This window comes from Arthrobacter sp. ov407 (assembly GCF_900102895.1).
GTDB lineage: Bacteria > Actinomycetota > Actinomycetes > Actinomycetales > Micrococcaceae > Arthrobacter.
Window position 1 is genome coordinate 515582 of sequence record NZ_FNGD01000001.1, and the last position, 24261, is coordinate 539842.

General features: G+C 69.4%; 24 protein-coding genes and 1 riboswitch. Of the genes, 17 read left to right on the forward strand and 7 right to left on the reverse strand.

From position 1 onward, the window contains the following. Positions 1-163: 163 nt before the first annotated feature. Positions 164-1666: an RNB domain-containing ribonuclease gene (locus tag BLS42_RS02425; RefSeq protein ID WP_090575772.1), complete on the reverse strand. Its 1503-nt coding sequence runs from the start codon at positions 1664-1666 to the stop codon at positions 164-166. 41 nt (positions 1667-1707) lie between these two features. Here BLS42_RS02425 and BLS42_RS02430 point away from each other — a divergent pair, with 41 nt between their 5' ends. Further along, positions 1708-2379 carry a ferritin-like fold-containing protein gene (locus BLS42_RS02430; protein WP_090575776.1) on the forward strand — a complete coding sequence of 224 codons (672 nt, stop codon included), beginning with the start codon at positions 1708-1710 and terminating at the stop codon, positions 2377-2379. Between the two features lie 47 nt (positions 2380-2426). Here the strand turns inward: BLS42_RS02430 and thiE are convergent, their stop codons facing one another. Continuing rightward, complete coding sequence (gene thiE, locus BLS42_RS02435) at positions 2427-3134, reverse strand: thiamine phosphate synthase (RefSeq protein WP_090575780.1); 708 nt, start codon at positions 3132-3134, stop codon at positions 2427-2429. A 26-nt stretch (positions 3135-3160) separates the two neighbouring features. Further along, positions 3161-3281: riboswitch (TPP riboswitch) on the forward strand. Between thiE and thiO the strand changes: the two genes are divergently transcribed. The 4 genes from thiO to BLS42_RS02455 all read left to right on the forward strand — a co-directional run bounded on the left by thiO (position 3275) and on the right by BLS42_RS02455 (position 6363). Further along, positions 3275-4570, forward strand: coding sequence for a glycine oxidase ThiO (thiO, locus tag BLS42_RS02440; protein WP_256336188.1), 1296 nt, complete (start codon positions 3275-3277; stop codon positions 4568-4570). (Overlaps the previous riboswitch by 7 nt.) After that, complete coding sequence (gene thiS / locus BLS42_RS02445; RefSeq protein WP_090575783.1) at positions 4567-4803, forward strand: sulfur carrier protein ThiS; 237 nt, start codon at positions 4567-4569, stop codon at positions 4801-4803. The genes thiO and thiS overlap by 4 nt, the downstream gene beginning before the upstream one ends. 5 nt (positions 4804-4808) lie before the next feature. Next, positions 4809-5633 (forward strand): thiazole synthase, encoded by an 825-nt coding sequence (locus BLS42_RS02450; protein WP_305367286.1) that lies wholly within the window; start codon positions 4809-4811, stop codon positions 5631-5633. 58 nt (positions 5634-5691) lie between these two features. Next, positions 5692-6363, forward strand: a complete 672-nt coding sequence (locus BLS42_RS02455) for a 4a-hydroxytetrahydrobiopterin dehydratase (RefSeq protein ID WP_090575789.1) — start codon at positions 5692-5694, stop codon at positions 6361-6363. A 35-nt stretch (positions 6364-6398) separates the two neighbouring features. Here the strand turns inward: BLS42_RS02455 and BLS42_RS02460 are convergent, their stop codons facing one another. The 3 genes from BLS42_RS02460 to BLS42_RS02470 all read right to left on the reverse strand — a co-directional run bounded on the left by BLS42_RS02460 (position 6399) and on the right by BLS42_RS02470 (position 7739). Next, complete coding sequence (locus BLS42_RS02460; RefSeq protein ID WP_090575792.1) at positions 6399-6701, reverse strand: hypothetical protein; 303 nt, start codon at positions 6699-6701, stop codon at positions 6399-6401. A gap of 86 nt (positions 6702-6787) precedes the next feature. Then, complete coding sequence (locus tag BLS42_RS02465) at positions 6788-7012, reverse strand: DUF3107 domain-containing protein (protein ID WP_090576119.1); 225 nt, start codon at positions 7010-7012, stop codon at positions 6788-6790. Positions 7013-7073: 61 nt separating this feature from the next. Next, positions 7074-7739: a TetR/AcrR family transcriptional regulator gene (locus tag BLS42_RS02470; RefSeq protein WP_090575795.1), complete on the reverse strand. Its 666-nt coding sequence runs from the start codon at positions 7737-7739 to the stop codon at positions 7074-7076. A 137-nt stretch (positions 7740-7876) separates the two neighbouring features. Between BLS42_RS02470 and moeB the strand changes: the two genes are divergently transcribed. After that, positions 7877-9100, forward strand: a complete 1224-nt coding sequence (moeB, locus tag BLS42_RS02475; RefSeq protein ID WP_256336189.1) for a molybdopterin-synthase adenylyltransferase MoeB — start codon at positions 7877-7879, stop codon at positions 9098-9100. Positions 9101-9184: 84 nt separating this feature from the next. Beyond that, positions 9185-10225, forward strand: a complete 1041-nt coding sequence (locus tag BLS42_RS02480; protein ID WP_176803108.1) for an SDR family NAD(P)-dependent oxidoreductase — start codon at positions 9185-9187, stop codon at positions 10223-10225. Between the two features lie 88 nt (positions 10226-10313). Here BLS42_RS02480 and BLS42_RS02485 read toward each other — a convergent pair whose 3' ends face one another. Further along, positions 10314-11693: a glutamyl-tRNA reductase gene (locus BLS42_RS02485; RefSeq protein WP_090575798.1), complete on the reverse strand. Its 1380-nt coding sequence runs from the start codon at positions 11691-11693 to the stop codon at positions 10314-10316. A gap of 170 nt (positions 11694-11863) precedes the next feature. Here BLS42_RS02485 and hemE point away from each other — a divergent pair, with 170 nt between their 5' ends. The 10 genes from hemE to hemL all read left to right on the forward strand — a co-directional run bounded on the left by hemE (position 11864) and on the right by hemL (position 23181). Then, the gene (hemE, locus tag BLS42_RS02490) at positions 11864-13036 is read left to right on the forward strand and encodes a uroporphyrinogen decarboxylase (protein WP_090575801.1); all 1173 of its coding nucleotides are present in this window, start codon (positions 11864-11866) and stop codon (positions 13034-13036) included. A gap of 4 nt (positions 13037-13040) precedes the next feature. Beyond that, positions 13041-14540, forward strand: coding sequence for a protoporphyrinogen oxidase (gene hemG / locus BLS42_RS02495; protein WP_090575807.1), 1500 nt, complete (start codon positions 13041-13043; stop codon positions 14538-14540). 238 nt (positions 14541-14778) lie between these two features. Next, complete coding sequence (locus tag BLS42_RS02500) at positions 14779-15600, forward strand: hypothetical protein (protein ID WP_090575812.1); 822 nt, start codon at positions 14779-14781, stop codon at positions 15598-15600. A gap of 126 nt (positions 15601-15726) precedes the next feature. Beyond that, a complete protein-coding gene (hemQ, locus tag BLS42_RS02505) occupies positions 15727-16473 on the forward strand; it encodes a hydrogen peroxide-dependent heme synthase (protein ID WP_090575816.1) in 747 nt (248 codons plus the stop codon). Continuing rightward, positions 16470-17762 (forward strand): ferrochelatase, encoded by a 1293-nt coding sequence (locus BLS42_RS02510; RefSeq protein ID WP_090575820.1) that lies wholly within the window; start codon positions 16470-16472, stop codon positions 17760-17762. The genes hemQ and BLS42_RS02510 overlap by 4 nt, the downstream gene beginning before the upstream one ends. Further along, entirely contained in the window at positions 17759-18757 is a 999-nt protein-coding gene (gene hemC / locus BLS42_RS02515; RefSeq protein ID WP_090575824.1) for a hydroxymethylbilane synthase, read from the forward strand. The genes BLS42_RS02510 and hemC overlap by 4 nt, the downstream gene beginning before the upstream one ends. A gap of 65 nt (positions 18758-18822) precedes the next feature. Continuing rightward, complete coding sequence (locus tag BLS42_RS02520; RefSeq protein WP_256336190.1) at positions 18823-19743, forward strand: uroporphyrinogen-III synthase; 921 nt, start codon at positions 18823-18825, stop codon at positions 19741-19743. After that, the gene (gene hemB, locus BLS42_RS02525; RefSeq protein ID WP_090575830.1) at positions 19740-20723 is read left to right on the forward strand and encodes a porphobilinogen synthase; all 984 of its coding nucleotides are present in this window, start codon (positions 19740-19742) and stop codon (positions 20721-20723) included. The genes BLS42_RS02520 and hemB overlap by 4 nt, the downstream gene beginning before the upstream one ends. After that, positions 20720-21820 (forward strand): LLM class flavin-dependent oxidoreductase, encoded by a 1101-nt coding sequence (locus tag BLS42_RS02530; RefSeq protein ID WP_090575833.1) that lies wholly within the window; start codon positions 20720-20722, stop codon positions 21818-21820. The genes hemB and BLS42_RS02530 overlap by 4 nt, the downstream gene beginning before the upstream one ends. A 29-nt stretch (positions 21821-21849) precedes the next feature. Beyond that, positions 21850-23181, forward strand: coding sequence for a glutamate-1-semialdehyde 2,1-aminomutase (hemL, locus tag BLS42_RS02535; protein ID WP_090575835.1), 1332 nt, complete (start codon positions 21850-21852; stop codon positions 23179-23181). A gap of 92 nt (positions 23182-23273) precedes the next feature. Here the strand turns inward: hemL and BLS42_RS02540 are convergent, their stop codons facing one another. Next, positions 23274-24116, reverse strand: a complete 843-nt coding sequence (locus BLS42_RS02540; RefSeq protein WP_090575838.1) for a MetQ/NlpA family ABC transporter substrate-binding protein — start codon at positions 24114-24116, stop codon at positions 23274-23276. Between the last annotated feature and the right edge of the window lie 145 nt (positions 24117-24261).

Here is a 24261-nt window from a genome sequence, read left to right on the forward strand (position 1 = left end):
GGAATCCAGCCACGATGGCTAGCACGCCCACCAGCAGGAATCCGCGGCGAAGGGCGGCCGCGGCATGGCTCATGAAGGCTGCTGCCATGGCTTCCTCCCTCCGGATCGCATTGTCACAGGCTGAACGTTGGCCGGCCGTCGTCGTGACTACTGGCAAGAAACGTCAGCCCACGAGCTCCAGCTGGATTTCGCGTGTGGCGATGTCCGAGGACACCACCCGGACCCGGACTTGAGTGCCCGGTTCCAGTTCGCCGGGGCATCGTGCGGTTACGGCGGGCTCGGCGATCTGGACGATCCCGGAGGGGCCGTTCCCGTTGCCGTTGGCCTTGCCGCCGTTCCCATTCCCGTTGCCGCTGCCGTTGGTGCTGCTCTTCGCCGGCTTCGGGCCGGAGATGACGACGGCGTCGAACTCCTGGCCGACGTGGTTGACGAGCAGCGCCGCCTCCACGGTGTCCAGCGAGAGCCGCTCCAGTTTCGCGGCAAGCTGGTCCGAGGTGCCCATGATGGCCGGGAGGGACGGCAGGGCCTCCCGGGCCCAGGCCGGAACTTCAATGCCGTTGCTCAGGGCCTCGCAGATCACCAGCACGAAGCGGTCCACCAGCCGCCGCAACGGCGCCGTGGAATGGGCGTAGGCGGCGCCGATGGCGGACTGGACGGCGGCTCCCGGCACCGTGCCGTCGAAGTGCGTGTACCCGGCACCGCGGAAAAGCATGCCGGCCGAATGCACAATGGCCAGCTGCCGGGGGTCGGTCGGGTCCAGGGTCCGCAGGTACTCGCCGTAGCGCATTTCCCCGTCCCAGGGCTTGCCGAGGGCGTGGGTCTGGCGGTGGAAGTGCCGCAGCGACGCCTCGTCCGGGGCGGGCATGGTGCGCAGGATGCCGACCTTGCCCTGGAGCATGAGCGCGGCGGCGGCCATCCCGGTCATGAGTGAAATCTGGGCGTTCCAGTCCTCCACGGGCAGCGCCGGGGCCGCCACAATCCGGTAGCCGCCGTCGGGCAGCTGCTGGATCTCCTGTTCCGGCATATTCAGGCTCGCACCGCCGCGCAGGCGTTCCAGCTCCACCCGCTTGATGCCTACCTCTTTCAGCAACTGCAGCACGGGCGCCGCGGTGCCGGCGTCGAGCTCGGCCTGGACGCCCTTGTAGTTGAGCTTCGCGCGGCTGCGGACCTGGGCCCGGCGCACCAGGACCGAGGTCACCTCTGCCGCGGCGTCGAGCTCGAACTCCCAGACGAACGCCGCGCAGAGCTGCCCGGCGAGCAGGCTGCCTGCGGCCTCGCTGATGATCTCCGGATGCAGCGGAATCCGGCCGTCCGGGGTGTAGAAGGTCTGGCCGCGGCGCCGGGTCTCGGCATCGAGCGCCCCGCCCGGAGCCACAAAGGACGGGACGTCGGCGATGGCGTAGAAAACCTTGTAGCCTCCGTCGCTCCGTTCGATATACAGGGCCTGGTCGAGGTCGGTGGACGATGCCGGATCAATGGTCACGAACTCGACATGCGTGAGGTCCAGGTCCGGCAGCTTGTGCTCGGCCACCGCTGCCTCCGCGTCGCGCAGCACGTCCTCGGGGAACGGACCGGGCAGTTCCAGTGTGGTGCGCAACGCCTTGAGAGCCCCGGCAAGCTGGTTCTGCTGCTCGTGGACACTGGGGGTCAGACGATGATGGGACACGAAAATCAGGTTAGCCCGATTTCCGCTATTAGTCTTGGAGGATGAGCGCAACTGCGGACGATCCGGCCCTCTACAACAGCTTCCTGGCGGATCTGCTGGGAGTCATGGCGTACGGCGAGCTTTCTGCCTTCGAACGGCTGTCCTCGAGTGCCCGGTATTCGCCCACGCTGCACGAACGTGCGGTGCTGGGCAGGATGGCGGTGGTCGAGTTCCAGCATTTCGAACTCGTCCGGGCCCGGCTCGAGCACATGGGCCTGGACACGGAGGCTGCCATGCTGCCGTTCCAGCCCTCGGTGGACCACTTCCACGAGCGCACGCGCCCGGCGGACTGGTACGAAGCGCTCATGAAGGCCTACGTGATCGACACGGTCGCCGCGGACTTTTACCGTGCCGTCGGCCGGTACGTCGACGCCGGGACCCGGGAGCTCATCGGGCAGGTCCGCTCCACCGGCGAGTCCACGGCCGTGCTCCAGGAACGCCTCAAGGCGGCCCTGGCCGATGACCCCCGACTGGCGTCGCGCCTGGCGCTGTGGGCCAGGCGCCTGCTGGGCGAGGCCCTGACCCACGCCCAGCGGGTCAGCCTAGAGCACGAGTTCATCGGCGGACTCTCGGGGCTGGACAAAGACGGCGCCAGGGAGCTGGTCAGCGGCCTGACGGCCGAGCTCGCAGCGAACCACGCGCGCCGGATGGCAGACCTGGGTCTCGCCGGATAGTTTCAGTGCTGGCCGGGATGCCGGCGGTATTGCGGGCCGGGGCCTGCCTAGGATTCCGCGGCGTCCAACGCTGCCAGTAGTGCACTTGCGGCGTGGGCCGGATCAGCGGCGTCGGTGATCGCCCGGACCACCACGATCCGCCGGGCGCCGGCATCGACTACCTGTTCCACGTTGCTGAGGTCGATCCCGCCGATCGCGAACCACGGCAACGAGCTTTCGACACGGCCGTCGACTTTGCCGTTTCCCTCCGCGTCCGCCCCGCCGGTCGCCTGGGCGGCGTAGCGCACCAGATCGAGGCCGACGGCGGGGCGTCCGGGCTTGGTGGGCGTCGCCCACACGGGGCCCACACAGAAATAGTCGAGTCCTTTGCGGCCGGGCGAGGCAGCAATGGCGGTGTCCACCTGCTTCGGGCTGTGGGTGGACAGGCCGATCACGGCATTCTTGCCGAGGAAGCCGCGGGCGGCGTCGAGCGAAATGTCCTTCTGGCCGATATGGAACACCGGCGCCCCGGACAAGGAAGCGATGTCCGCCCGGTCATTGACGGCCCACAGGCGTCCGTGGCGCTGGGCTGAGGCGTGCAGGACTTCCAGCAGTTCCAGTTCTTCGGCCGCCTCGAGCGACTTGTCACGCAACTGGATGATGTCCACCCCGCCGGCGAAGGCGGCATCCACAAAGTCCTCGAAGTCGCCGCGGTCCCTGCGGGCGTCGGTGCAGAGGTAGAGGCGGGCGGTGGTGTGGAGGGGGTCCTGGCTCATGGGACCAGCCTAGTTCCTCTAAACTGGGCGCATACCGCGGGAGCCCGCAGCAGCCATGTCGCCGCTGCACGGCTGAGAGGGCGTCAGAGCCGACCGCTTGACCTGATCCGGCTAGTACCGGCGTAGGGAAGGAATTTTTTATGGGCACTCGAGCCGGCCGTGCAGCCGAAGCCGCAAATGACGCCGCCGCCCGCGTTTGTGACACCGGGCCTGATGCCGCAGGGGACATCACCGCTGACGTTGCCGTGATCGGCGGCGGCGTGATCGGCCACGGCATCGCCTTCGAGGCCAGCCGCGCGGGCCGGTCCGTGGTGCTGATCGATGATGCTCCCGGCAGCGGAGCCAGCTGGGCCGCGGCCGGCATGCTCGCCCCTGTGAGTGAGCTGCACTACCAGGAGGAGCAACTCCTGGAACTGATGCTTGAGTCATCCCGGCTGTGGCCCGGATTCGCTGCCGGGATCGACGCCGGTGCCGGCGGCACGGAGTCCCGGGCGGGTACCGGCTACCTGACGACGCCGACCCTGGCCGTCGGGGCCGACGCGGCGGACCGGCGCGCGCTCGCGGACCTGAGGGAGGTCCAGCGGGCCTGCGGCCTCACCGTGGAGCCACTGACAGTGCGGGAGGCACGCGGCCGGGAGCCCCTGCTGAGCCCCGGCATCTCGTGCGCCTTCGACATCCCGGCCGACCACCAGGTGGACCCCCGCCTGCTCATCGCCCGGCTCGCCAGCGTGCTCGGCGCGGAAGGAGGGAGCTTTGTCCGGCGGCGCGCGGCGGGCCTGCTGTGGCAGGACGGACATGTTGCGGGGGTACGGCTGGCGGGCGGCGGTTCCGTGCGGGCTGCGGAAACCGTCGTCGCCAACGGGCTCGGCGCTGCAGGGCTCGAGGAGCTGCCCGCCGGACTGGCGCTGCCGCTGCGGCCCGTTTACGGCGACATCCTCCGGCTGCGCGTGCCCCCGCGTCTGTTGCCGCTGCTCACGGCCACCGTGCGGGGCATGGTGCGCGGAGTCCCCGTGTACATCGTCCCCCGGCAGGACGGCACCGTGGTGATCGGAGCCACCCAGCGCGAGGACGGACCGTCGGATCCCCACGCGGTTTCGGCCGGCGGCGTCTACCAGCTGCTGCGGGACGCCCAGCAGCTGGTGCCCGCGGTCGCCGAGCTGGAGCTGCTGGAAGCCACGGCCCGGGCCCGGCCCGGCACACCGGACAACGCCCCGTTGCTGGGGCGGGTCGCCCGCCCGGACGGCGGGGACATCCCGGGACTCATCATCGCCACAGGATTCTTCCGGCACGGCGTCCTTCTGGCCCCCGCTGCTGCCGCCGTGTGCCGGCAACTCATGGACGGGACACCCGACCCGCGCTGGGCCGGGTTCCGCCCCGACCGCTTTTCCCGCATCCCGGATACGTCCGGAGACAGCCCCAAGAAGGAAGCAGCATGAACATCAGACTGAACGGATCGGAGCAAAGCGTCGCCGACGGCGCCTCCGTCAGCACACTCGTCAGCCAGCTCACGGGCCGGAGCATCGGCCCCGACGGCCGGGCCGCCGACGGGCGAAAGCTCGGTGTCGCCGTGGCCCGCAACGCCGAAGTGGTGCCGCGCAGCCAGTGGCACGCCACGGCGCTCGCCGACGGCGACGACGTCGAACTTGTCACGGCAGTCCAGGGAGGATGACCGGCATGAACGAGACGACGTTGTCAGGAACACCGACCGCACCGGTGACCGGGGCGGTGGCCGACCCGTTCGTGGTCGACGGCGTCAGGCTGGGCTCCCGCCTCATCATGGGCACCGGCGGTGCGCCGAGCCTGGACGGGCTGGGGGCGGCGCTCGTTGCCTCCGGGACCGAGCTGACCACGGTGGCGATGCGCCGCTATTCGCCGGCGGAGACGGGCTCGCTGTTCCAGCTGCTCGAGGACCACCGGATCCGGGTGCTGCCCAACACGGCCGGCTGCTTCACCGCCAAGGATGCCGTACTCACCGCAGAGCTGGCCCGGGAGGCCCTGGAAACGGACTGGGTCAAGCTCGAAGTCATTGCCGATGAGCACACCTTGCTGCCGGACGCTGTCGAACTCGTGGACGCCACCGAACAGCTCGTGGCCCGCGGCTTCAAGGTGTTCGCCTACACCAACGACGACCCCGTGCTTGCCCTCCGGCTCGAAAACCTGGGCGCGACGGCCGTGATGCCGCTGGGCGCCCCGATCGGCACCGGCCTGGGCATCCTGAACCCGCACAACATCGAGCTGATCGTCTCGCGGGCGTCCGTGCCCGTGGTGCTGGATGCCGGGATCGGAACGGCCTCGGACGCGGCCCTGGCGATGGAACTCGGCTGCGACGCCGTGCTGCTGGCTACGGCCGTGACCCGGGCGCAGAATCCCTTGCTCATGGGGGAGGCCTTCAAACACGCCGTCATCGCCGGTAGGCTGGCAAAAAAGGCTGGCAGGATCCCGCGCCGCGAACACGCCTTGGCGTCCTCGGCGATGGACGGCCGGGCCGAGTTCCTCTGAGTCCGGCCGCTCCGGGCAGGCCGCCGGTCTTGTCGGTCAACCAGTCAAGGAGACTGTCATGGCAGCCACGGACGACATCCTCACCCGCCCCCAGCTCGACGAAGCCCTGGCGGGCCTGCCGGACTGGCGGTACCGCCTCGGCGGGCTCGTGACCGTGTACAAGGCGCCGACGGCGGCCGCGGCACTCGAGCTGATCGCCGCCGTCGGGCGCCTCGCCGAAGAGCAGAACCACCACCCGGACCTGGACTGGCGCTACAACCGGGTCTTTCTTCGCTACAGTTCCCATGACGCCGGCGCCGAGGTAACGCCGAGGGACGTCAAAGCGGCGACGGCGGCCAGCGTGGCGGCCGCCGCAGTCGCTGCCGCCGCGCAACCGGGGCTGTACCGGACGGTGGAAGTAGCCATCGATTCGGACTATCCCGCCGGGATCTCGGAGGTCTGGCGGGTCGCCCTCGGTTACCGCAAGGGCAGGTTCGGGGATCTCACGGACCCCTACGGCCGCGGCCCCTCGCTCTGGTTCCAGGAAACCTCCACCCCGAACGCCAACCGCATCCACCTGGACATCCACCGGAGCAAGGAGGAATCCGGCCCCGTACTGGAGCAGACCGCGGCTACCGGGGCCTCAATGAACCGTGACCACGCACCCAATTGGGTGGTGGTCACGGATGCGCAGGGAAACCGGCTGTGCCTGTGCACCGAGGACGGCCACGGACCGGACCTGCCGGCGTAAGGCAGCCCCCTCCCGGCGCCCTCCTGACGGGGCCGCTAGAGCTTCAGTATGGTGGTGAGCCGCTCGGTGTCCTGCCGGGTCCGGGTCGTGCCGAGGTAAACCGCCGCCGCGATCGAGGCCGCAGTGCCGAGGACCATCGGTAGGATCCACGGGATCCAGCTCAGGCCCGGCTGGTAGCCGAGTCCGGCCGCAATGAAGATGATCCAGCTCAGCATGCCGACGGTCGCAGCGACTCCGGCCGGGACGCTGACGCCGTATTTCGTGTGCCGCTTGTCGTTGGCCCACACCACGAAGCCCGCAGCAACGGTCACCATGGCAACCACAATCAGGGAAAGCATTCAGGACACCTCACGCTGGTGAAGAAAACGGCAGTGAATCAACGGTAGTGAAAATATCGCTAGTGAAACCGCGGGCCGCGCGGGGGCTAGAGGGCGCCGAAACCGACGCGTCGGGCCTCTTCTGCTCCGATTTCCACGTAGCCCAAGGCATTCGCCGGGACGATCACCAAGCGGCCCTTGTCGTCCTTCAGCCGCAGCTCCCCACCCTTGACGATCGCGTCGCCGACTACCTTGGCGACGGCGTCGGCGTCCTGGGTCGATTCGAGCACAATTTCGCGGCCAATGTTCTGAATACCAATCTTTACTTCCACAGCAAGGCCTCCCAGCCAATCAACGTCCAATAAATGTCCAAGGTCAATCTCTATTTGTAGCCTAGGTTTCCTTGGGGAAGCGGGAGATTCCGCGCCAAGCTAAACGGTAGATGAGGTCGCTGGCTACATCGAGATCCAGGTTCCCGTCCGTTTCCAGCCAGTACCGGGCGCTGACCTGGGCCAGTCCGGCAAGCCCGCGGCCCAGCAGCTGGGCTTCCAGTTCGGGCAGCTTGGTGTCCTCGGCGATGACGCGCGCGACGGCGTCGGCAAAGGTCTTGTTGAACGTTTCCAGCCGTGCGCTGACGTCGGGATCGTTGATCAGGTCCGATTCGAAGACGAGCCGGTGCGCCTGGTCGTCGTGGGCGATGAAGCGGAAGTAGGCGCGCATGACCGCCTGGACGCGTTCGTCGTTGTCTGTGGTGGAATCCAGGGCGCCAAGCAGCAGATCGATGAGTTTGCTGAGGTGGCTGTCCAGCAATGCCAGGTACAGGTCCCGCTTGGAAGGGAAGTGCTGGTACAGCACCGGCTTGCTGACACGGGCGGTCTCGGCGATCTCATCCATGGCGGCGCCGTGGTAGCCGTTCGCCACGAAAACTTCCTGCGCAGCGGCCAGCAGCTGCGCCCGGCGTTCGTCACGGGGGAGGCGGGCCGATCGCTGTCCGCTTCGCGTCTGTCCGGCCTGCGGCTTGCCGGTCTCGTCCCGCTCCGCCGGTGCCTGATGAACCACTGTCGGCCTTCTTTCCCTTTTCACCCCAATTGCGCGCAGTCGCACTCAACTGCACTTGTACTGAACTACCTTGCACTCAATTACACCTTACGCGCGGGTAATATGACCTGGCGGTATCTTGGGGCATAGATTGAAGTATGGCTTCCAAGTTCACCGCTACCGGCGCCCCCGCAACCCCCAAGACGCAGCTGGACCCGCGCCCCGGACCGCTGGTTGAGCCGGCAGGGGACCTCAGCCCCGACGAGGTGGAACGCTACTCGCGCCACCTGATCATTCCGGAGATCGGCGCGATCGGCCAGCGACGCCTCAAGAACGCGAAAGTCCTCGTGATCGGGGCCGGCGGCCTCGGCTCCCCGGCCCTGCTCTATCTCGCCGCCGCCGGGGTCGGCACTCTCGGCATCGTCGATGACGACGACGTCGACCTCAGCAACCTCCAGCGCCAGATCATCCATGGCGTAGCGGACGTGGGCCGGCCCAAAATCGAGTCCGCCCGCGACGCAATTGCGGCCCTGAACCCGCTCGTGGACGTCCGGCTCCACAACGTCCGCCTCGACGCGACCAACGCACTGGAACTCTTCGCCGGGTACGACCTCATCCTCGACGGCGCCGACAACTTTGCCACCCGCTACCTCGTCAACGACGCCGCCGCCATCCTCGGCAAGCCCTACGTCTGGGGATCGATCTTCCGCTTCGACGGCCAGGTCAGCGTCTTTTGGGAGCAGTTCGGGCCCACCTACCGGGACCTCTACCCGGAGGCGCCGCCGGCCGGATCTGTGCCGTCCTGCGGCGAAGGCGGCGTGTTCGGCATGCTATGCGCCGCCGTCGGAGCGCTGATGGTGACCGAGGCCGTCAAGCTGATCACCGGCGTCGGCCGGTCCCTGCTGGGCCGGCTGGCGCTCTATGACGCGCTGGGCGGCACTTGGCGCGAGATCAAGGTGGCCCGGGACCCCGAGGCGACGCGCATCACGGAACTTACCGATTACGAGGCCTTTTGCGGCATCACCCCAACCGCGGATGCCGGCACCGAGCACACCGTGACGGCCACGCAGCTGGCCACCATGCTGGCCTCGCGCAAGGCCGGCCTCAAGGACTTCCACCTCGTGGACGTGCGGGAGCAAGGGGAATACGAGATCGTCCGCATTGACGGGTCGGTGCTGATCCCGCAGGGCCGCATCCTTGCCGGGGAAGCGTGGCGGGAACTGCCCCAGGATGCCGAAATCGTCTTCCACTGCAAGGGCGGAACACGTTCCGCCGCCGTCCTGTCCGCGGCCCGCGCCGCCGGGTATGAGCGCGTCAGCCACCTCGAAGGCGGCATTCTCGCCTGGGTGCGTGACGTGGAACCCGGGAAGCCGGTGTACTGAGGCCAGCCGGCCAGCTGGCCGTCCAGGTCGCGGCCCCGAAAAGCACTCTCCGCCGAGCGGCGCCCTCCAACGAAAGGCTTGGTCATGAGCGAGAAAAATACCGTGAGCGAAAACAACACAGTGACGTCCCAGCGGAAGATTGGCTCCGGCTTTGGACGGGATTCGACGGCGGCCGAGGTCATTGCCGGCATCGACCTGGCCGGGAAGAGCGCGATCGTCACGGGAGGCTACTCGGGACTGGGCCTGGAGACCGTGCGGGCACTGGCCCGGGCCGGCGCCGCCGTTGTGGTGCCGGCCCGCAGGCCGGAGCACGCCCGCGACGTCCTCGCCGCGGCCGGGCTCACGCCGGCAACCGAAGGCGGCGATGTCAGCGTTGCCGAATTGGACTTGGCGGACCAGGGAAGTGTGAAGGAGTTCGCCGCCGACTTCCTGGCCGGCGCGGCGCCCGGCACAGGCCGCAGCCTGGACATCCTCATCAACAACGCCGCCATCATGGCAAGTCCTGAACGCAGGGTGGGTCCCGGCTGGGAATCGCAGTTCGCCACGAACCACCTGGGCCATTTTGCCCTCACCAACCTGCTGTGGCCGGCGCTGGCCGCGGCGCAGGGGGCCCGGGTGGTCTCGCTGTCGTCCACCGGCCACAAGCTCTCGGGGATTCGTTTCGATGACATCAATTTCGACGCCGGCTACGACAAGTGGCGCGCCTACGGCCAGGCCAAGACGGCCAACGCGCTCTTCGCCGTCCAGCTCGACGCCCAGGGCCGGGACTTCGGCGTGCGGGCCTTTGCCGCGCATCCCGGCGGGATCATGACGGAACTGCAACGGCACCTGCCGCGGGAGGAGATGATCGCCGCCGGCTGGATGGACGCGCACGGCAAGCTCGACCCACGCTTCAAGACACCGGCGCAGGGCGCCGCCACTTCGGTCTGGGCCGCGACGGCACCGGCGCTCGAGGGAATGGGCGGCGTCTACTGCGAGGACTGCGACATCGCCGAAGCCACGGTGCCGGGATCGCCCGAAGCGAGGATCAGGGGCGTCGATGCCCATGCGGTGGACCGGGAGGCGGCCGCACGGCTGTGGCAGGTGTCGGCCGAAATGACCGGGATCAACGCTTTCCACGGATAAGCCACGGATAAGCCGCGCGGACGGCGCGGGGCAGCTGCGCGGATAAGCCGCGCGGACAGCGCGGGGCAGCTGCGCGGTTTCGGGGCAGCTACGCGGATTCGCGGATGTCGCCCGCAGCGGGGCCGAGGTCGCCAGGGTTTTGGACAGCGGGGTTGTGGTCCACGGGGCACTCGGCCGCGGAACCGGCAGCACCCGCGGCCGTTGCGCCGGCGGATGGCTCCACCGTGATGCCATACAGGGCCTCAAGGCCGGCAATGTAGGTGTCCTGCTGTCCGTTGGAGGCCAGTTCGCGCGCCCGGACGGTGGGGACGTGCAGCAATTGCTTCACCATCCGGCGCAGGGCGAACTCGACTTCCTCGGCGGCGGCGGTGCAGCCGTGCCGGGCGCGGACCTTTTCCATTTCCGCGTCCAGGACGTTCATCGTGTGGCGGCGCAACGCGACGATCGCCGAGTCCACGGACCGGGCCTCGCGCTCCTGCTCGAAGGCGCTGGCCGCCCCGGACACGATGCTGCTGGCCTGCTCGAGCGATTCGGCCTGTTCCTGCGGTGCGGCCAGGCGGACGGATTCGAGCGTGAGCAGCTCGACGCCGTCGAGGTCGCCCACCGCGGGGTCGAAGTCGTGGGTCAGGGCGAGGTCGATCGCGATGAGAGCCTGGGGCGAGTTGGTCCGGATCCGGGCGAGTTCGTCCGCCTCCACCCGGCTGTCGGAGCCGCTGCAGCCGATCATGACGTCGGCGGCGGCAACTGCGGCCGGAAGGGTGTGCTCGTCCAAGGCCGTGCCGCCGCGGGTGGCGACGAAGCCGGGGGCGCGGCCGGAGGAGGAATAGACGTGGACATCGGTGCAGCCGCGTTCGCGCAGCAGCGACATGGTGGCCCCGGCGTAGGCGCCGGTCCCGAAGACGACGGCTTTCTTGGCGGACCAGTCCGGGTTTTCGGACAGGTCCGTAGCGAGATCCAGTGCCACGGAGACGATGGAGAGGCCGCGCGAACCCAGCGCCGTCTGGGCGCCGACGTCCTTGGCCGTCTTGGACGCGGCCTGGAACAGCCTGACCAGGCCGGAGCTGGCCGTGCCCTCGTGCTGGGCCGTGATCAAAGCGCGGCGGACCTGTCCGGCAATTTCCCGTTCGCCGACCACAGCGGAGTCCAATCCGGAACTAACCGCGAAGAGGTGCTGGCTGACCTCGGCGCCGGTGCGCGTGCTGAAGGCGCGGGAGACGAGCTGATCGCTGAGTCCGCTGGTCCCGCTGATGTGGGTGATGAGGGCCGCCCGGGCCGCGGTGACGGCGTCAGGATGGGGCGCTTCGCCGTAGATTTCAAAGCGGTTGCAGGTGGCAAGGACAACGGCACCCGCCACGGCCGGCGATCCGGCGAGGGCGGATGTGGCGAGCCCGGAAGCGCCGGTGCTCAACTGAGCAACGGTTTCGAGGTCGATGTCGGCGTGTGTAGCCACCAATGAAAAAAGAACCACAGCAACATCATCATAGCTTTTTCGCCCCCGTGTAGAACAACTGTCCCGGCGTGGGTTCAGGCACGTTGGCCTGTGATTCCTGCCACGGCGGGGCACTCGTGGCCAGTGAGACAGCCGGCGTGACAGGCTGTCGTTATCTTTTGGGCACAAATTTGGGCACAATCGAAGTCATGACTCCAAGCGCTGCGGCAAGTGCCGGCACGACCCCATTCAGTACGTCCGACGTCGGCGCAGCCGATAATGCTGCCAACGATGACGCCGTCGTGGATGGCGCCGCCGGCGGCCTCGATGCCGGGCACCCGCTGATGGACGGCCGCACCGCAGGCTCCCCGCTGATCACCGCCTACCGCGGCGGCAAGCCCTCCCGCCGTCCGGTCTGGTTTATGCGGCAGGCTGGCCGTTCGCTGCCCGAATATCTCAAGATTCGTGAGGGCGTCGCGATGCTGGACTCGTGCCTGCGTCCCGAGCTGGCTTCCGAGATCACCCTGCAGCCGGTCCGCCGCCACGACGTCGATGCCGCCATCTTCTTCTCGGACATTGTCATCCCGCTCAAGCTGGCCGGCGTCGGCGTGGACATCGTGCCCGGCGTCGGACCCGTCCTGGACAATCCGGTCCGCACGGCCGCGGACGTCGCCGCCCTGCCGCAGCTGACCTGGGAGGCCCTGGAGCCCATCCGCGAAGCCGTCCGGCTCACGGTGGCCGAGCTCGGCAGCACCCCGCTGATCGGCTTCGCCGGCGCGCCCTTCACCCTCGCCGCCTACATGGTGGAAGGCAAGCCTTCCCGCGACCACCTCGGCCCGCGCACCATGATGCACGCCGACCCCGAGACTTGGACTGCCCTGGCCAACTGGGCCGCCGATGCCTCCGGAATGTTCCTCCGGGCACAGCTGGAAGCCGGCGCCTCCGCCGGCCAGCTCTTCGACTCCTGGGCCGGTTCGCTGGGACTGGCCGACTACCAGCGCTTCGTTGCGCCGGCGTCGTCCCGTGCCCTGGACCATGTCCGGCACCTTGGTGCGCCGCTGATCCACTTCGGCACCGGCACGTCGGAACTGCTCGTCGCGATGCGCGACGTCGGCGTCGACGTCGTGGGGGTCGACTACCGGCTGCCGCTGGACGAAGCCAACCGCCGCCTCGGCGGCACGGTTCCGCTGCAGGGCAACATCGACCCGGCCCTGCTCTCGGCACCGTGGGAGGTCCTGGAAGCGCATGTCCGCGACGTGATCGCGGCTGGCTCCGCGGCGCCCGGGCACGTCGTGAACCTGGGCCACGGGGTGCCGCCGGAGACGGATCCTGAGGTGCTCACGCGCGTGGTCGAACTCATCCACTCCATCGCTCCGGAGTAAGGGCGTGGACGCGGGCCCCGCCGGGACTCCCTTGGAAGGCGCCGCCGTCGTGATCGGGGGCGGGATATCCGGCCTGCTTGCGGCCCGGGAGTTCGCCCGGGCCGGCGTCCGCACCACCGTCCTGGAGGCCGGGGAGGCCTGGGGCGGCTGCGTCGGCAGCCATGCCGTGGCCGGATTGACCTTGGACAGCGGGGCGGAGTCTTTCGCCACCCGCACCGCCGCCGTAGCTGATCTCGCCGCGGAGCTCGGGCTGGCTGGCGAGATCGTCGCGCCGAACCCCGGCGGCGCCTGGGTCCAGCTGCCCGACGGCCCGCGGGAACTGCCCAAGACCGGGGTGCTGGGCATCCCGGCCAGCCCATGGGACCCGGAAGTCCGCCGCTCGCTGGGCCTGCTGGGTTCCCTCCGCGCCTCCATCGACGCCGTGCTGCCAGCCTCGCTGGGCACCGGTGCCGAGGCCACGAGCGTGTCAGCCCTGGTCCGCCGGCGGATGGGCAGGCGCGTCCTGGACCGACTCGTGGCACCGGTTGTCGGCGGCGTCCACTCGGCCGATCCCTCAGTGCTCGACGTCGACATGGTGGCCCCCGGGCTGCGGAGCGGCATCCGTCAGCACGGTTCCCTCGCTTCCGCCGTCGCGGCCCAGCGCAGGGGAGCGGCGGCCGCCACGGGCGGACCCGCCGGGCCTGCGAAGGCCCAGCCGGCCGGGCTCCAGAAGGCAGGGTCCGCCGTGGCCGGGCTGCGCGGTGGAATGCACACCCTCGTCGCCGCCCTGCTCGCCGATCTGCGCCAGCGCGGCGTCATCCTGCTCAGCGGCACCCCGGCCCGGTCGGTGCAGCGCACAGCCGACGGCTGGCGCGTGGCCACGGATCAGGCCACTTTCGACGCCGGGCTCCTGGTGGTTGCGGTGGAGGGTCCCGCCGCCGTCGGTTTGCTTGAGGAAACCCTGCCGGAGCTTGCCGGCCTCCGCCCGGACGCCGGGCCCGATGTCAGCCTGGTCACCCTTGTGGTGGATCTCACGGCCCTTGACACGGCGCCACGCGGCACCGGCGTGCTTGTGGCGCCGCAGAGCCCGGGCGTGCAGGCCAAGGCGCTGACGCACGCCACCGCCAAATGGGCCTGGCTGGCGGAGCGCACAGGCCCGGGAAGACATGTGCTCCGGCTCTCCTACGGGCGCGCCGTGGCCCCGGGGGCGACGCCGGAGTCCCGTGGCGGGGGAGCGCCCGCAGCACCGCGCTCCGACGATGAACTGTTCCGCGCGGCGTTGGCCGACGCCTCGGCCCTGCTTGCCGTTCCCGTCAGCGCCGGGGACGTGGCGGGCTGGGACGTGGTCCGCTGGGCCGGTGCGCTGCCGTTTGCGTCGCTGGGCCACAGGCAGCGCGTCGCGGCCGTCCGGAGCATCTGTGCCGCGGACGGCACCCTTGCCGTGGTGGGCGGCTGGCTGTCCGGCAACGGCCTGGCCGCGATTGTGGCCGACACCCCGCGGCAGGTCCGCACGCTGTTGTCCTGAAGGCAGTGGCCTCAACACGGCTGTCCTGAAGGTGGCTGCCCTGGAGGCAGTTGCCCGGGATGCGCCTGCCTAAATTCGGCGCCCCTGACCACAGCCCCTCGAGTCCCAAAAGTACCCTCAGCCACAGGAATCACAGTGTCTCCAGGGGCACCCTGAATCCCTCCGGTCCCGTGGGTTTCCTGCCTGTATTCTGCGGTTTTTGCAAGTTTTTCCTGTCGGTCGATTCCGGCTAGGCTCGATGACCATGGTTATTTTCAGGTCCAAGGTGTCCACAACGAAGACCGGCCGCCATCGGGGCCTTCGACGCGGCGCGGCGGCAGTCGGGCTCGGGGCCCTGCTGGCTGCCACCGCAGGGGTTCCGGCCTCACATGCGGCCACAGGGTTGTCCGCGGCGGCGTCCACCGCGCCGTCGTCGCAGGGCTCGCTGACCCTCGGCCTCGATGACGTGCTGGACAGCCTGCTGGGCTCCTCGACGACGCCGAGCCCCTCGCCGTCCGGCTCGGGTGAGTCCACCCCGTCGAAGCCACCGTCGCAAGGCAGCAGCCCGGAACCCAGCGATCCCGAACCCAGCGACCCCCAGCCCAGCACTCCCGCGCCTACGGCCCCGCGCACCAGCACCCCGCCCGCGAAAACTGCGCCGCCCGCCATGCCGCAGGTCCCCGGCGCGCCGCCCGCCGCCCCCGCGCCAGGAGCTTCCGCGGCAGGCGGAACCGCCGGATCCGCTCCTGCTCCGCCGGCCAGCGGGCAGGCTCCCGGCCAGCCGGCACCGGGCAACGGCGGCGGCGACCAGACCGCCGAGCCCCAGCCCGGAACCGCAGGGCCGGCCGCGGGCAGTGGTACCAGCACGCAGGCGTCCTCCTCGAAGCCGGCCTCACCGCAGCCTTCCGCAGCCGGGGCAAACACAGCCGAACCGGCCAAGGGCCACGCCGGCAACACCTCCCTGCAGGCAACTTCGGAGGTGCAACCCGCCGGGCCGTCCCCGCTGATCGGCTGGGGCATCTGCCTGGTGGCGCTCTCGGTCGCCGCCGGCGTCGCCGTCGTCCGGATGCGCCGGAGCTGACTGGCCCTTTCTCCAGCGGACACCTCTCCCGCGGACCAGCCTCCCGGGTGTGAAATAAAGCACTTCTACGCGTTGTAGAAGTGCTTTTTTTCGACTTAGCTGGGGAGAGGGGGCAGACTGGTATGCATGAGCCACACTTCTGCCGAATCTGTCACTAAAACCGGAATGCCAGTCCCCGGAGAATCAGTCGCCGGGGCATCGGCGCCCGAAGATTCAACCGAGCAGTTCTTCACCCTCTGGACCGTTTTCAAGCGGTCCGCGGACATCCTGCGCGGTGCGGATGCAGCCGAAGACTTCGATGCCCTGATGAAGAGTCTCGCCGAAGCCGGCGTCGTCCACCGCGGCAGCTACGACGTCTCGGCGATGCGCGCCGACGCGGACATCATGGTCTGGCTGCACGGTCCCCGGCCGGAAGCGCTGCAGCGGGCGGTCCGGGACATCCGGCGCAGCAAGCTGTTCGCCGGCACCGAGATCGTCTGGTCCGCCATGGGCGTGCACCGCGAGGCCGAGTTCGCCAAGAACCACACACCAGCGTTCTCCCGCGGTGTGGAACCTGCAGAGTGGCTCTGCGTCTACCCCTTCGTCCGCTCCTACGAGTGGTACCTCCTCCCGGACGCCGAGCGCGGCGCCATGCTCCGCGACCACGGCATGCTGGGCCGCGACTTCCCCCAGGTCATCTCCAACACGGTCTCCTCCTTCGCCCTGGGCGACTGGGAATGGATCCTCGGACTGGAAGCCCCCGACCTCGTGGACCTCGTGGACCTGATGCGCCACCTGCGTTCCACCGAAGCCCGGCACCATGTCCGGGAAGAAATCCCGTTCTACACCGGCCGCCGCGTCACCGCCGCCGAGATTGCCGAGGTCCTTGCATGAGTCCGCTGGATCCCCAGGAATCCGCCGCCTCAGTAACTGCCGTGAATCCCGTCACCGAGGCCGGCCGGATGGCCCCCAAGGAGTACGACGCCGTGCTCCTCGCCTCCTTCGGCGGACCCGAAGGCCAGGAGGACGTCATCCCGTTCCTCCGCAACGTCACCCGCGGCCGCGGCATCCCTGATGAACGGCTCGAAGAGGTCTCGCACCACTACCGCGCCAACGGCGGCATCAGCCCCATCAACCAGCAGAACCGTGCGCTCAAGGCCGGCCTCGAGGCCGAACTTGCCGCCCGGGGGATCGGGCTGCCCGTGTTCTGGGGCAACCGCAACTGGGACCCGTACATCCCGCAGACCCTGCAGGAGATCTACGACGCCGGCCACCGCAAGGTCCTCATGCTCACCACGAGCGCCTACTCCTGCTACTCCAGCTGCCGCCAGTACCGCGAGGACATCGGCATGGCGCTGACCGAAACCGGACTCGACGGCAAGCTCGAGGTCGACAAGGTGCGCCAGTACTTCGACCACCCCGGCTTCGTGGAACCCTTCATCGAGGGCCTCGCCGCCGGCCTCGCCGACGTCCGCGCCCAGTTGGCCGCGGCCGGCACTCCGGACGCCCCGGTGCACATCATGTTCGCGACGCACTCCATCCCGACCCGCGACGCCGAGGCCGCCGGGCGCTCCGAGGACGAGCCCCGCACGTTCGAGGAAGGCTCCGCCTACGCCGCACAGCACCTTGCCTCCGGCAGCGAGATCATCCGCCGGGTGGAGGCCGGGACCGGCCTGACCGCACCGTGGTCCCTCGTTTACCAGTCCCGCTCCGGCGCCCCGCACGTGCCGTGGCTCGAACCGGACATCAACGACGCCATCGAAGAGCTCGCCGGCCAAGGCGTCAAGGGCATCGTGATTGTGCCGCTGGGCTTTGTCAGCGACCACATGGAAGTGGTCTGGGACCTGGACACCGAGGCGCTGGAAACCTGTGCCCGGCTGGACCTGGCCGCCACCCGCGTCCCCACGCCCGGAACCCACCGCAAGTTTGTCGCCGGGCTCGTGGACCTCATCTGCGAGCGGACCGTCGCGAACAACGTCGCCGATCGGCCGCACCTGACCAAGCTCGGCCCCTGGTACGACGTCTGCCGCCCCGGTTGCTGCGCGAACTTCCGTGGCGAAAAGCCCACTATCGCCGGAGCCGACACCACAGTCGGGACCGGAAACGATCCCTACCCGGCTGCGCCTGCGGCCGCGGGCACGGCTGCGGGCACGGCTGCTGTGACGGGCCGGGGGACCCCATGACCGTCCGGATCGGCACCCGCGCCAGCAAACTGGCCCTGACCCAGACCCAGCAGACCGCGGACCAGCTGGCCGCCGTCGGCGGGTTCCCTGTCGAGCTCGTCCACATCCGGACCGAGGGCGATGTCCTCAAAGGCTCGCTGTCCCAGATGGGCGGCACCGGCGTCTTCGTCGCCGCGCTGCGCGACGCCCTGCTGCACGACAAATGCGACGTCGCCGTGCATTCGCTCAAGGACCTCCCGACCGGGCCGGCCCTCGGCCTGAGCCTCGCGGCCACGCCGAAACGCGTCGACGTCCGGGACGTCCTGTGCGCCCGCGACGGGCTCAAGCTCGCCGACCTGCCGAGCGGCGCGAGCGTCGGCACCGGCTCCCCGCGCCGCGCGGCCCAGCTCCGCGCCGTGCGTCCGGACCTGGACATCCGCGACATCCGGGGCAACGTGGACACCCGGCTGGGGCGCGTTCCCGGGCTCGCAGGCAACTCGAACGGCGCCGTCGTTGACGGGAAATCCGGCGACCTCGACGCCGTCGTGCTCGCCGCCGCCGGACTGCACCGGATTGGCCGGCTCGACGCGGTCAGCGAGTACCTCGAGACGGACGTCATGCTCCCTGCCGCCGGGCAGGGTGCCCTGGCGATCGAATGCCGCACCGCCGATGCGCCCCGGAGGGCCGGTTCCACGGAAGGCTCCCAGGGCGTGCTGGCCCAGGCCCTGGCGGCCCTCGATGATCAGGACACCCGGCTCGCCGTCACGGCCGAACGCGCTTTGCTGGCCCGTCTGGAAGCCGGATGCGCCGCCCCCGTGGGCGCCTACGCCTACCGCAAGGGCAGCATGCTGTACCTCGAAGCGGTGGTCTGCGCTGTCGACGGCACGGCAACCGTCCGCGACAAGAAGGCCACCGATGGCCTCACCGAGGTCGGGGCCACGCTGCTCGGGATCGAGTTGGCGGAAGTCCTGCTGGCCCGCGGCGCCGCCGACATCGCGGACCTGACAGCTTCCTGAACCGCGGATTCCACCACTTCATGGGACGGCACAGCGACCATAGCCACACGGGCGGGCCACCGGGCATGAGGGTGCCGGGGGGCGCCCGTGTGCTGGTGGCCCGCAGCCCGGACCGGGCGGGGGAGCTCGTCACGGCCCTCCGCCGTGTGGGTGCCGAGCCCTTGCTCCTGCCGCTGATCGACTTCGAGCAGGCGAGTGACCAGCATTCCCTCGATGTCGCCTTCGACGCCTTGGGTGCCGGGGCCTACACGTGGCTCGTGATCAGCAGCGTCACCACGGTCCAGGCTCTTGAGGCGAAGGCGGCCGAACGCGGCGCCTCCCTCAGCAGCTGGCTGCCCGGCAGCATCCTCGTGGCCACGATCGGCCCGGCGACCCGCAGTTTCCTGGAATCCCGGGGCATCAGCGTCGACCTTGCACCCACCGGCCAGCAATCCGGAACGGGCCTGCTCGATATCTGGCCCGCGAACCAGGGCAGCGTGCTCCTGCCCCAGGCGGACATTGCCGACCCGCGGCTGCGCAAGGGCCTCGAGGCCCGCGGCGCCGCCGTCCAGGCTGTCACCGCCTACAACACCGTCGACTATCCGGCCGATCCGCGCCGGGCCCTACCCGCCCCCCTGCCGGCCTCGCCGCAGACCTTGACGCAAGAGACCGGTCCGGCAGGGCAGGACGCACCGCCGCCCACCGTGCTCACCGCGGCCGAGGCGAAAGCGGAAATCGGTGCCGGCCGGCTGCACGCCGTCGTCGCCGCCTCGCCCAGCGCCGCCCGCCGCATCCACGCGGACCTTGCCCCGCTGGGCAACTGCCGTTTCGTCGCCATCGGACGCTCGACGGCGGCCGAGGCGGCCTCCCTCGGACTCACCGTCGCCGCCGTCGCGCAGGAGCCGACGGCGTCCGGCCTGGTTGCCGCCGTCGTCCGGTCCCTCGACCACCAGCATTCTCCACCGCATCCGTCAGTCGCAGAGCCCTCAGCAAAGGACACCATATGAGCTTCCCGACCCACCGCCCACGCCGGCTCCGCACCACCCCGGCCATGCGCCGGCTGACGGCCGAACACCGGCTCGCGGCCTCGGAGCTCATCCTGCCTGCCTTCATCCGCGAAGGCCTGAGTGAGCCCAACGCGATTGCCTCGATGCCCGGCGTGCAGCAGCACACCACCGATTCGCTCCGGCGTGCGGCGGCCGAGGCCGTGCAGCTGGGCGTCGGCGGCATCATGCTGTTCGGCATCCCCGCGTCCCGGGACGCGCGCGGGACGGCCTCCCTGGACCCCGAGGGTGTGCTGAACAAGGCCATCCGGGACGTCCGCGCCGAGGTCGGCGACGAACTCGTGGTCATGAGCGACGTGTGCCTCGACGAATTCACCGACCACGGCCACTGCGGCGTCCTGGACGCCAACGGCTACGTCGACAACGATGCGACTCTGGAGATCTACGGCCAGATGGCGGTCGCGCAGGCCGAGGCCGGCGCCCACGTCCTGGGCCCCTCGGGCATGATGGACGGCCAGGTCGCCGTGATCCGGCAGGCCCTCGAGGACGCCGGGCACGCCAACACCGCCATCGTGGCCTACGCCGCGAAATATGCCTCCGCGTTCTACGGCCCGTTCCGCGAGGCCGTCGACTCGCAGCTGACCGGCGACCGCCGCACCTACCAGATGGACGCCGCGAACCGCCGGGAGGCGATCTTGGAGGTGGACCTGGACCTGGCCGAAGGCGCCGACATGGTCATGGTGAAGCCTGCGATGAGCTACCTGGACATCCTCGCCGACGTCGCCGCCATGAGCCCTGTCCCCGTGGCCGCCTACCAGATTTCCGGCGAGTACTCGATGATCGAGGCCGCCGCCGCGAACGGCTGGATCGACCGCCGGGCCGCCATCACCGAGTCCGTCCTGGGCATCAAGCGCGCCGGCGCCAACATGGTGCTGACGTACTGGGCGAGCGAGCTCGCCGGCTGGCTGAAGGAATCCCGGTGAACGCGGCCCCCGAGCCCCTAAGCTCTTCGCTCATTCCCACACCCACTGCCCCGGTGGAGTCCAACCGCATCCTCCTCGGCCTGAACACCTTCGGCGACGTCGGCGTCTTCCCGGACGGCCACCCCGTCCCGCACGCCCAGGTGCTGCGGCAGCTCCTGGAACAGGCCGAACTCGCGGATGAGGTCGGCCTGCACGCCTTCGCAGTGGGGGAGCACCACCGCCGCGACTTCGCGGTCTCCGCCCCGGAGGTCTTCCTGGCCGCCGCGGCCGCCCGCACCAAGAACATCCGGCTCGGCTCCGCCGTGACAGTCCTCAGCTCTGATGACCCGATCCGGGTCTTCCAGCGCTTCGCCACCGTGGACGCCATCTCCGGCGGTCGGGCCGAGGTCATGCTGGGCCGCGGGTCCTTCATCGAATCGTTCCCGCTGTTCGGCCTCGACCTGGCCGACTACGAGGTCCTCTTCGAGGAAAAGCTCGAGCTCTTCGACAAGGTCCGGGCCCAGAAACCGGTCCATTGGGAGGGACGCACCCGGCCGGCCATCAACGGCCTGAGCGTCTATCCGCCGCTGGAACACCACCTGCTGCCGGCCTGGATCGGCGTCGGCGGCACCCCCGAATCGGTGCTGCGCTGCGCCGAATACGGCTACCCGATCATCTTCGCGATCATCGGCGGCCAGCCGCGGTCCTTCGCGCCGCTGGCCAACCTCTACCGTGAGGCCATGGCCAAGTACGGGCACCCGATGCAGCAGATGGCCACGCATTCACCCGGCCACGTTGCCGCCACGGATGAGGAAGCCCGCGAGGAGTTCTTCCCGCACTGGCTCGAGCAGCGCAACAGGATCGGGGCCGAACGCGGCTGGGGTCCGGCCAGCAGGGGCGAGTTCGATGCGATGTGCACGCCTGAGGGAGCCCTGTACGTCGGCTCGCCGGAAACCGTCGCCGCGAAGGTCGCCCTGCTCAAGAAGAACCTGGGCGTGGACCGCTTTGATCTCAAATACAGCAACGGCACCCTGCCGCACGCGGCCATGATGCGCTCCATCGAACTCTTCGGCACCGAAGTGGCGCCCCGCGTGGCCGCGCTGCTGGCCGCGCACTGACCTGGCCGCGAACTGAAAGAATAGGAACCATGACATCCAGCATGCCTCGCAACGAGGAACTCTTTGACCGCGCCCGCCAGTTGATGCCGGGCGGCGTGAACTCACCCGTGCGCGCCTTCGGCTCCGTGGGCGGGACGCCGCGGTTCATGGTGTCCGCCAAGGGTGCCTACCTGACCGACGCCGACGGTGCCGACTACGTCGACCTCGTCTGCTCCTGGGGCCCGGCGCTGCTGGGACACGCCCACCCGGCGGTCCTCGCCGCCGTCCACGCCGCCGTCGACCGCGGACTGTCCTTCGGCGCCTCCACGCCGGACGAGGCCAACCTCGCCGCCATCGTCAAGGAGCGCGTCCCGGCCGCCGAACGCGTCCGGATGGTCTCCACCGGCACCGAGGCGACCATGACCGCCGTCCGGCTGGCCCGCGGCTTCACCGGGCGGAACCTCATCATCAAGTTCGCCGGCTGCTACCACGGCCACCTCGACGGACTCCTCGCCGCCGCGGGCTCCGGCCTGGCGACCCTCGCGCTGCCCGGCTCGGCCGGCGTCACCGCCGCGACTGCCGCCGAAACCCTCGTGCTGCCTTACAACGACCTCGACGCCGTCGAGGCCGCCTTCGCCAAGCACGGCGACAGCATCGCCGCCGTCATCACCGAAGCCGCTCCGGCCAACATGGGCGTGGTCACCCCCGCCGAGGGCTTCAACGCGGGCCTTTCCCGGATCACCCGCGAGCACGGCGCCCTGCTGATCCTCGACGAGGTCCTGACCGGCTTCCGCACCGGCTACTCCGGCTACTGGGGCCTGACCGGAGGGGCGGCCGACGCGGCAGAGCCGTGGGCCCCGGACCTGCTGACATTCGGGAAAGTGATTGGCGGCGGCCTGCCGACGGCGGCCCTCGCCGGACGCGCGGACGTCATGGACTACCTGGCGCCCCTGGGCCCCGTCTACCAGGCCGGGACGCTGTCCGGTAACCCGGTGGCCATGGCCGCCGGGGTCGCGACCCTCACACACGCCACCCCCGAGGTCTATTCGTTCGTGGACGCCCGCTCGCTCGAACTCTCCGCGGCGCTGTCCTCCGCGCTCGACGCGGCCGGCGTGGACCATTCCATCCAGCGCGCCGGGAACCTGTTCTCGGTGGCCTTCGGCACGGGCGCCCGGGGCGTCCACAACTATGACGACGCCCAGGGCCAGGAAGTGTTCCGCTACGCCCCGTTCTTCCACTCCATGCTGGACTCCGGGGTCTACCTGCCCCCGTCGGTCTTCGAGGCCTGGTTCCTCTCCGCCGCGCACGACGACACCGCGATGAACCGGATCTTCGACGCCCTCCCGGCCGCGGCGAAGGCGGCGGCCGCCGCGAAGGCCTAGGGCCGGGACGCCAGTTCCGGCGTCGTTGTTAAACACTTTGGGCACCCGCCGCGGCGGGTGCCCAAAGTTTTCAAGCGGTCATGGAACCGGGTCTAGAAAGCCACGGCCACGTCGCCGTTGGGCCATTCCTTTTCGATGAAGGCCTTGACCTCGGGGGAGTGCAGGAGCTCTTCGAGCTTCTTGATCCGGGGATCTTCCTTGGAATCCTCGCGCCAGGCCAGGAAGTTCGCGTAGGGGTTGTTCTTCACAGACTCCACGGCCAGGGCGTTTTGGGTGCTCAGCCCGGCTTTGAGGATGAAGTTGCCGTTGATCAGGGCCAGATCCACCGAGGGGTCCTTGAGGTCGTTGATCAGCAATTCGGGCTGGTTCTCGGAGAACTTCAGCTTCTTGGGGTTCTGCTCATCGGTGATGGTCAGTACCGAGGTGTCGTCCTTGATGTCCTTGACCAGGCCTGCGGCCTGGAGGACCTTGAGGGCACGGACCTGGTTGGACGGGTCATTCGTGATGGCGACCTTGGCCCCGTCCTTGATGTCCTTGATGTCCTTGACCTTCTCCGAGAACGCGGCGTACGGCTCGATGTGCACGCCGGCACCGTGGCCGAACTTGTAGTCCTTGGTCTTCACCTGGTCCTCGAACCAGGGCAGGTGCTGGTAATAGTTGGCGTCCAGGGAACCATCGCTCAGCGCGGTGTTGGGCGTCTGGTAATCCTCGATCTCCTTGATGTCCAGCTTCAAGCCGGCCTTCGGAGCGAGGTCCTGGTTGATGAACTCGAGGATTTTGGCCTGCGGCACGGGGCTGGCCCCAACCGTGAGCGTGGCGGGCTTGGCCGGGTCGAGGGTCGTGACCTGGGCACTGGGGGTGGACGAACCACCGCAAGCCGTCAGCGCCAGGGCAGTGACAATGCCGGTGGCCAGGAGGGTAAGTGACTTACGCATTGGATGCGTTCCTTTCGAAATAGCTGGATTCACGACGTCGGAGCCGTGGTCCGCGCCGATGCAGAGGGCGGCTACCCGCTGCAGGATGGTGGTGCGGGAATCGGTGGGCGGCCGGGGTGGGCCGGACTGCCGGAGTCAGTGGTCG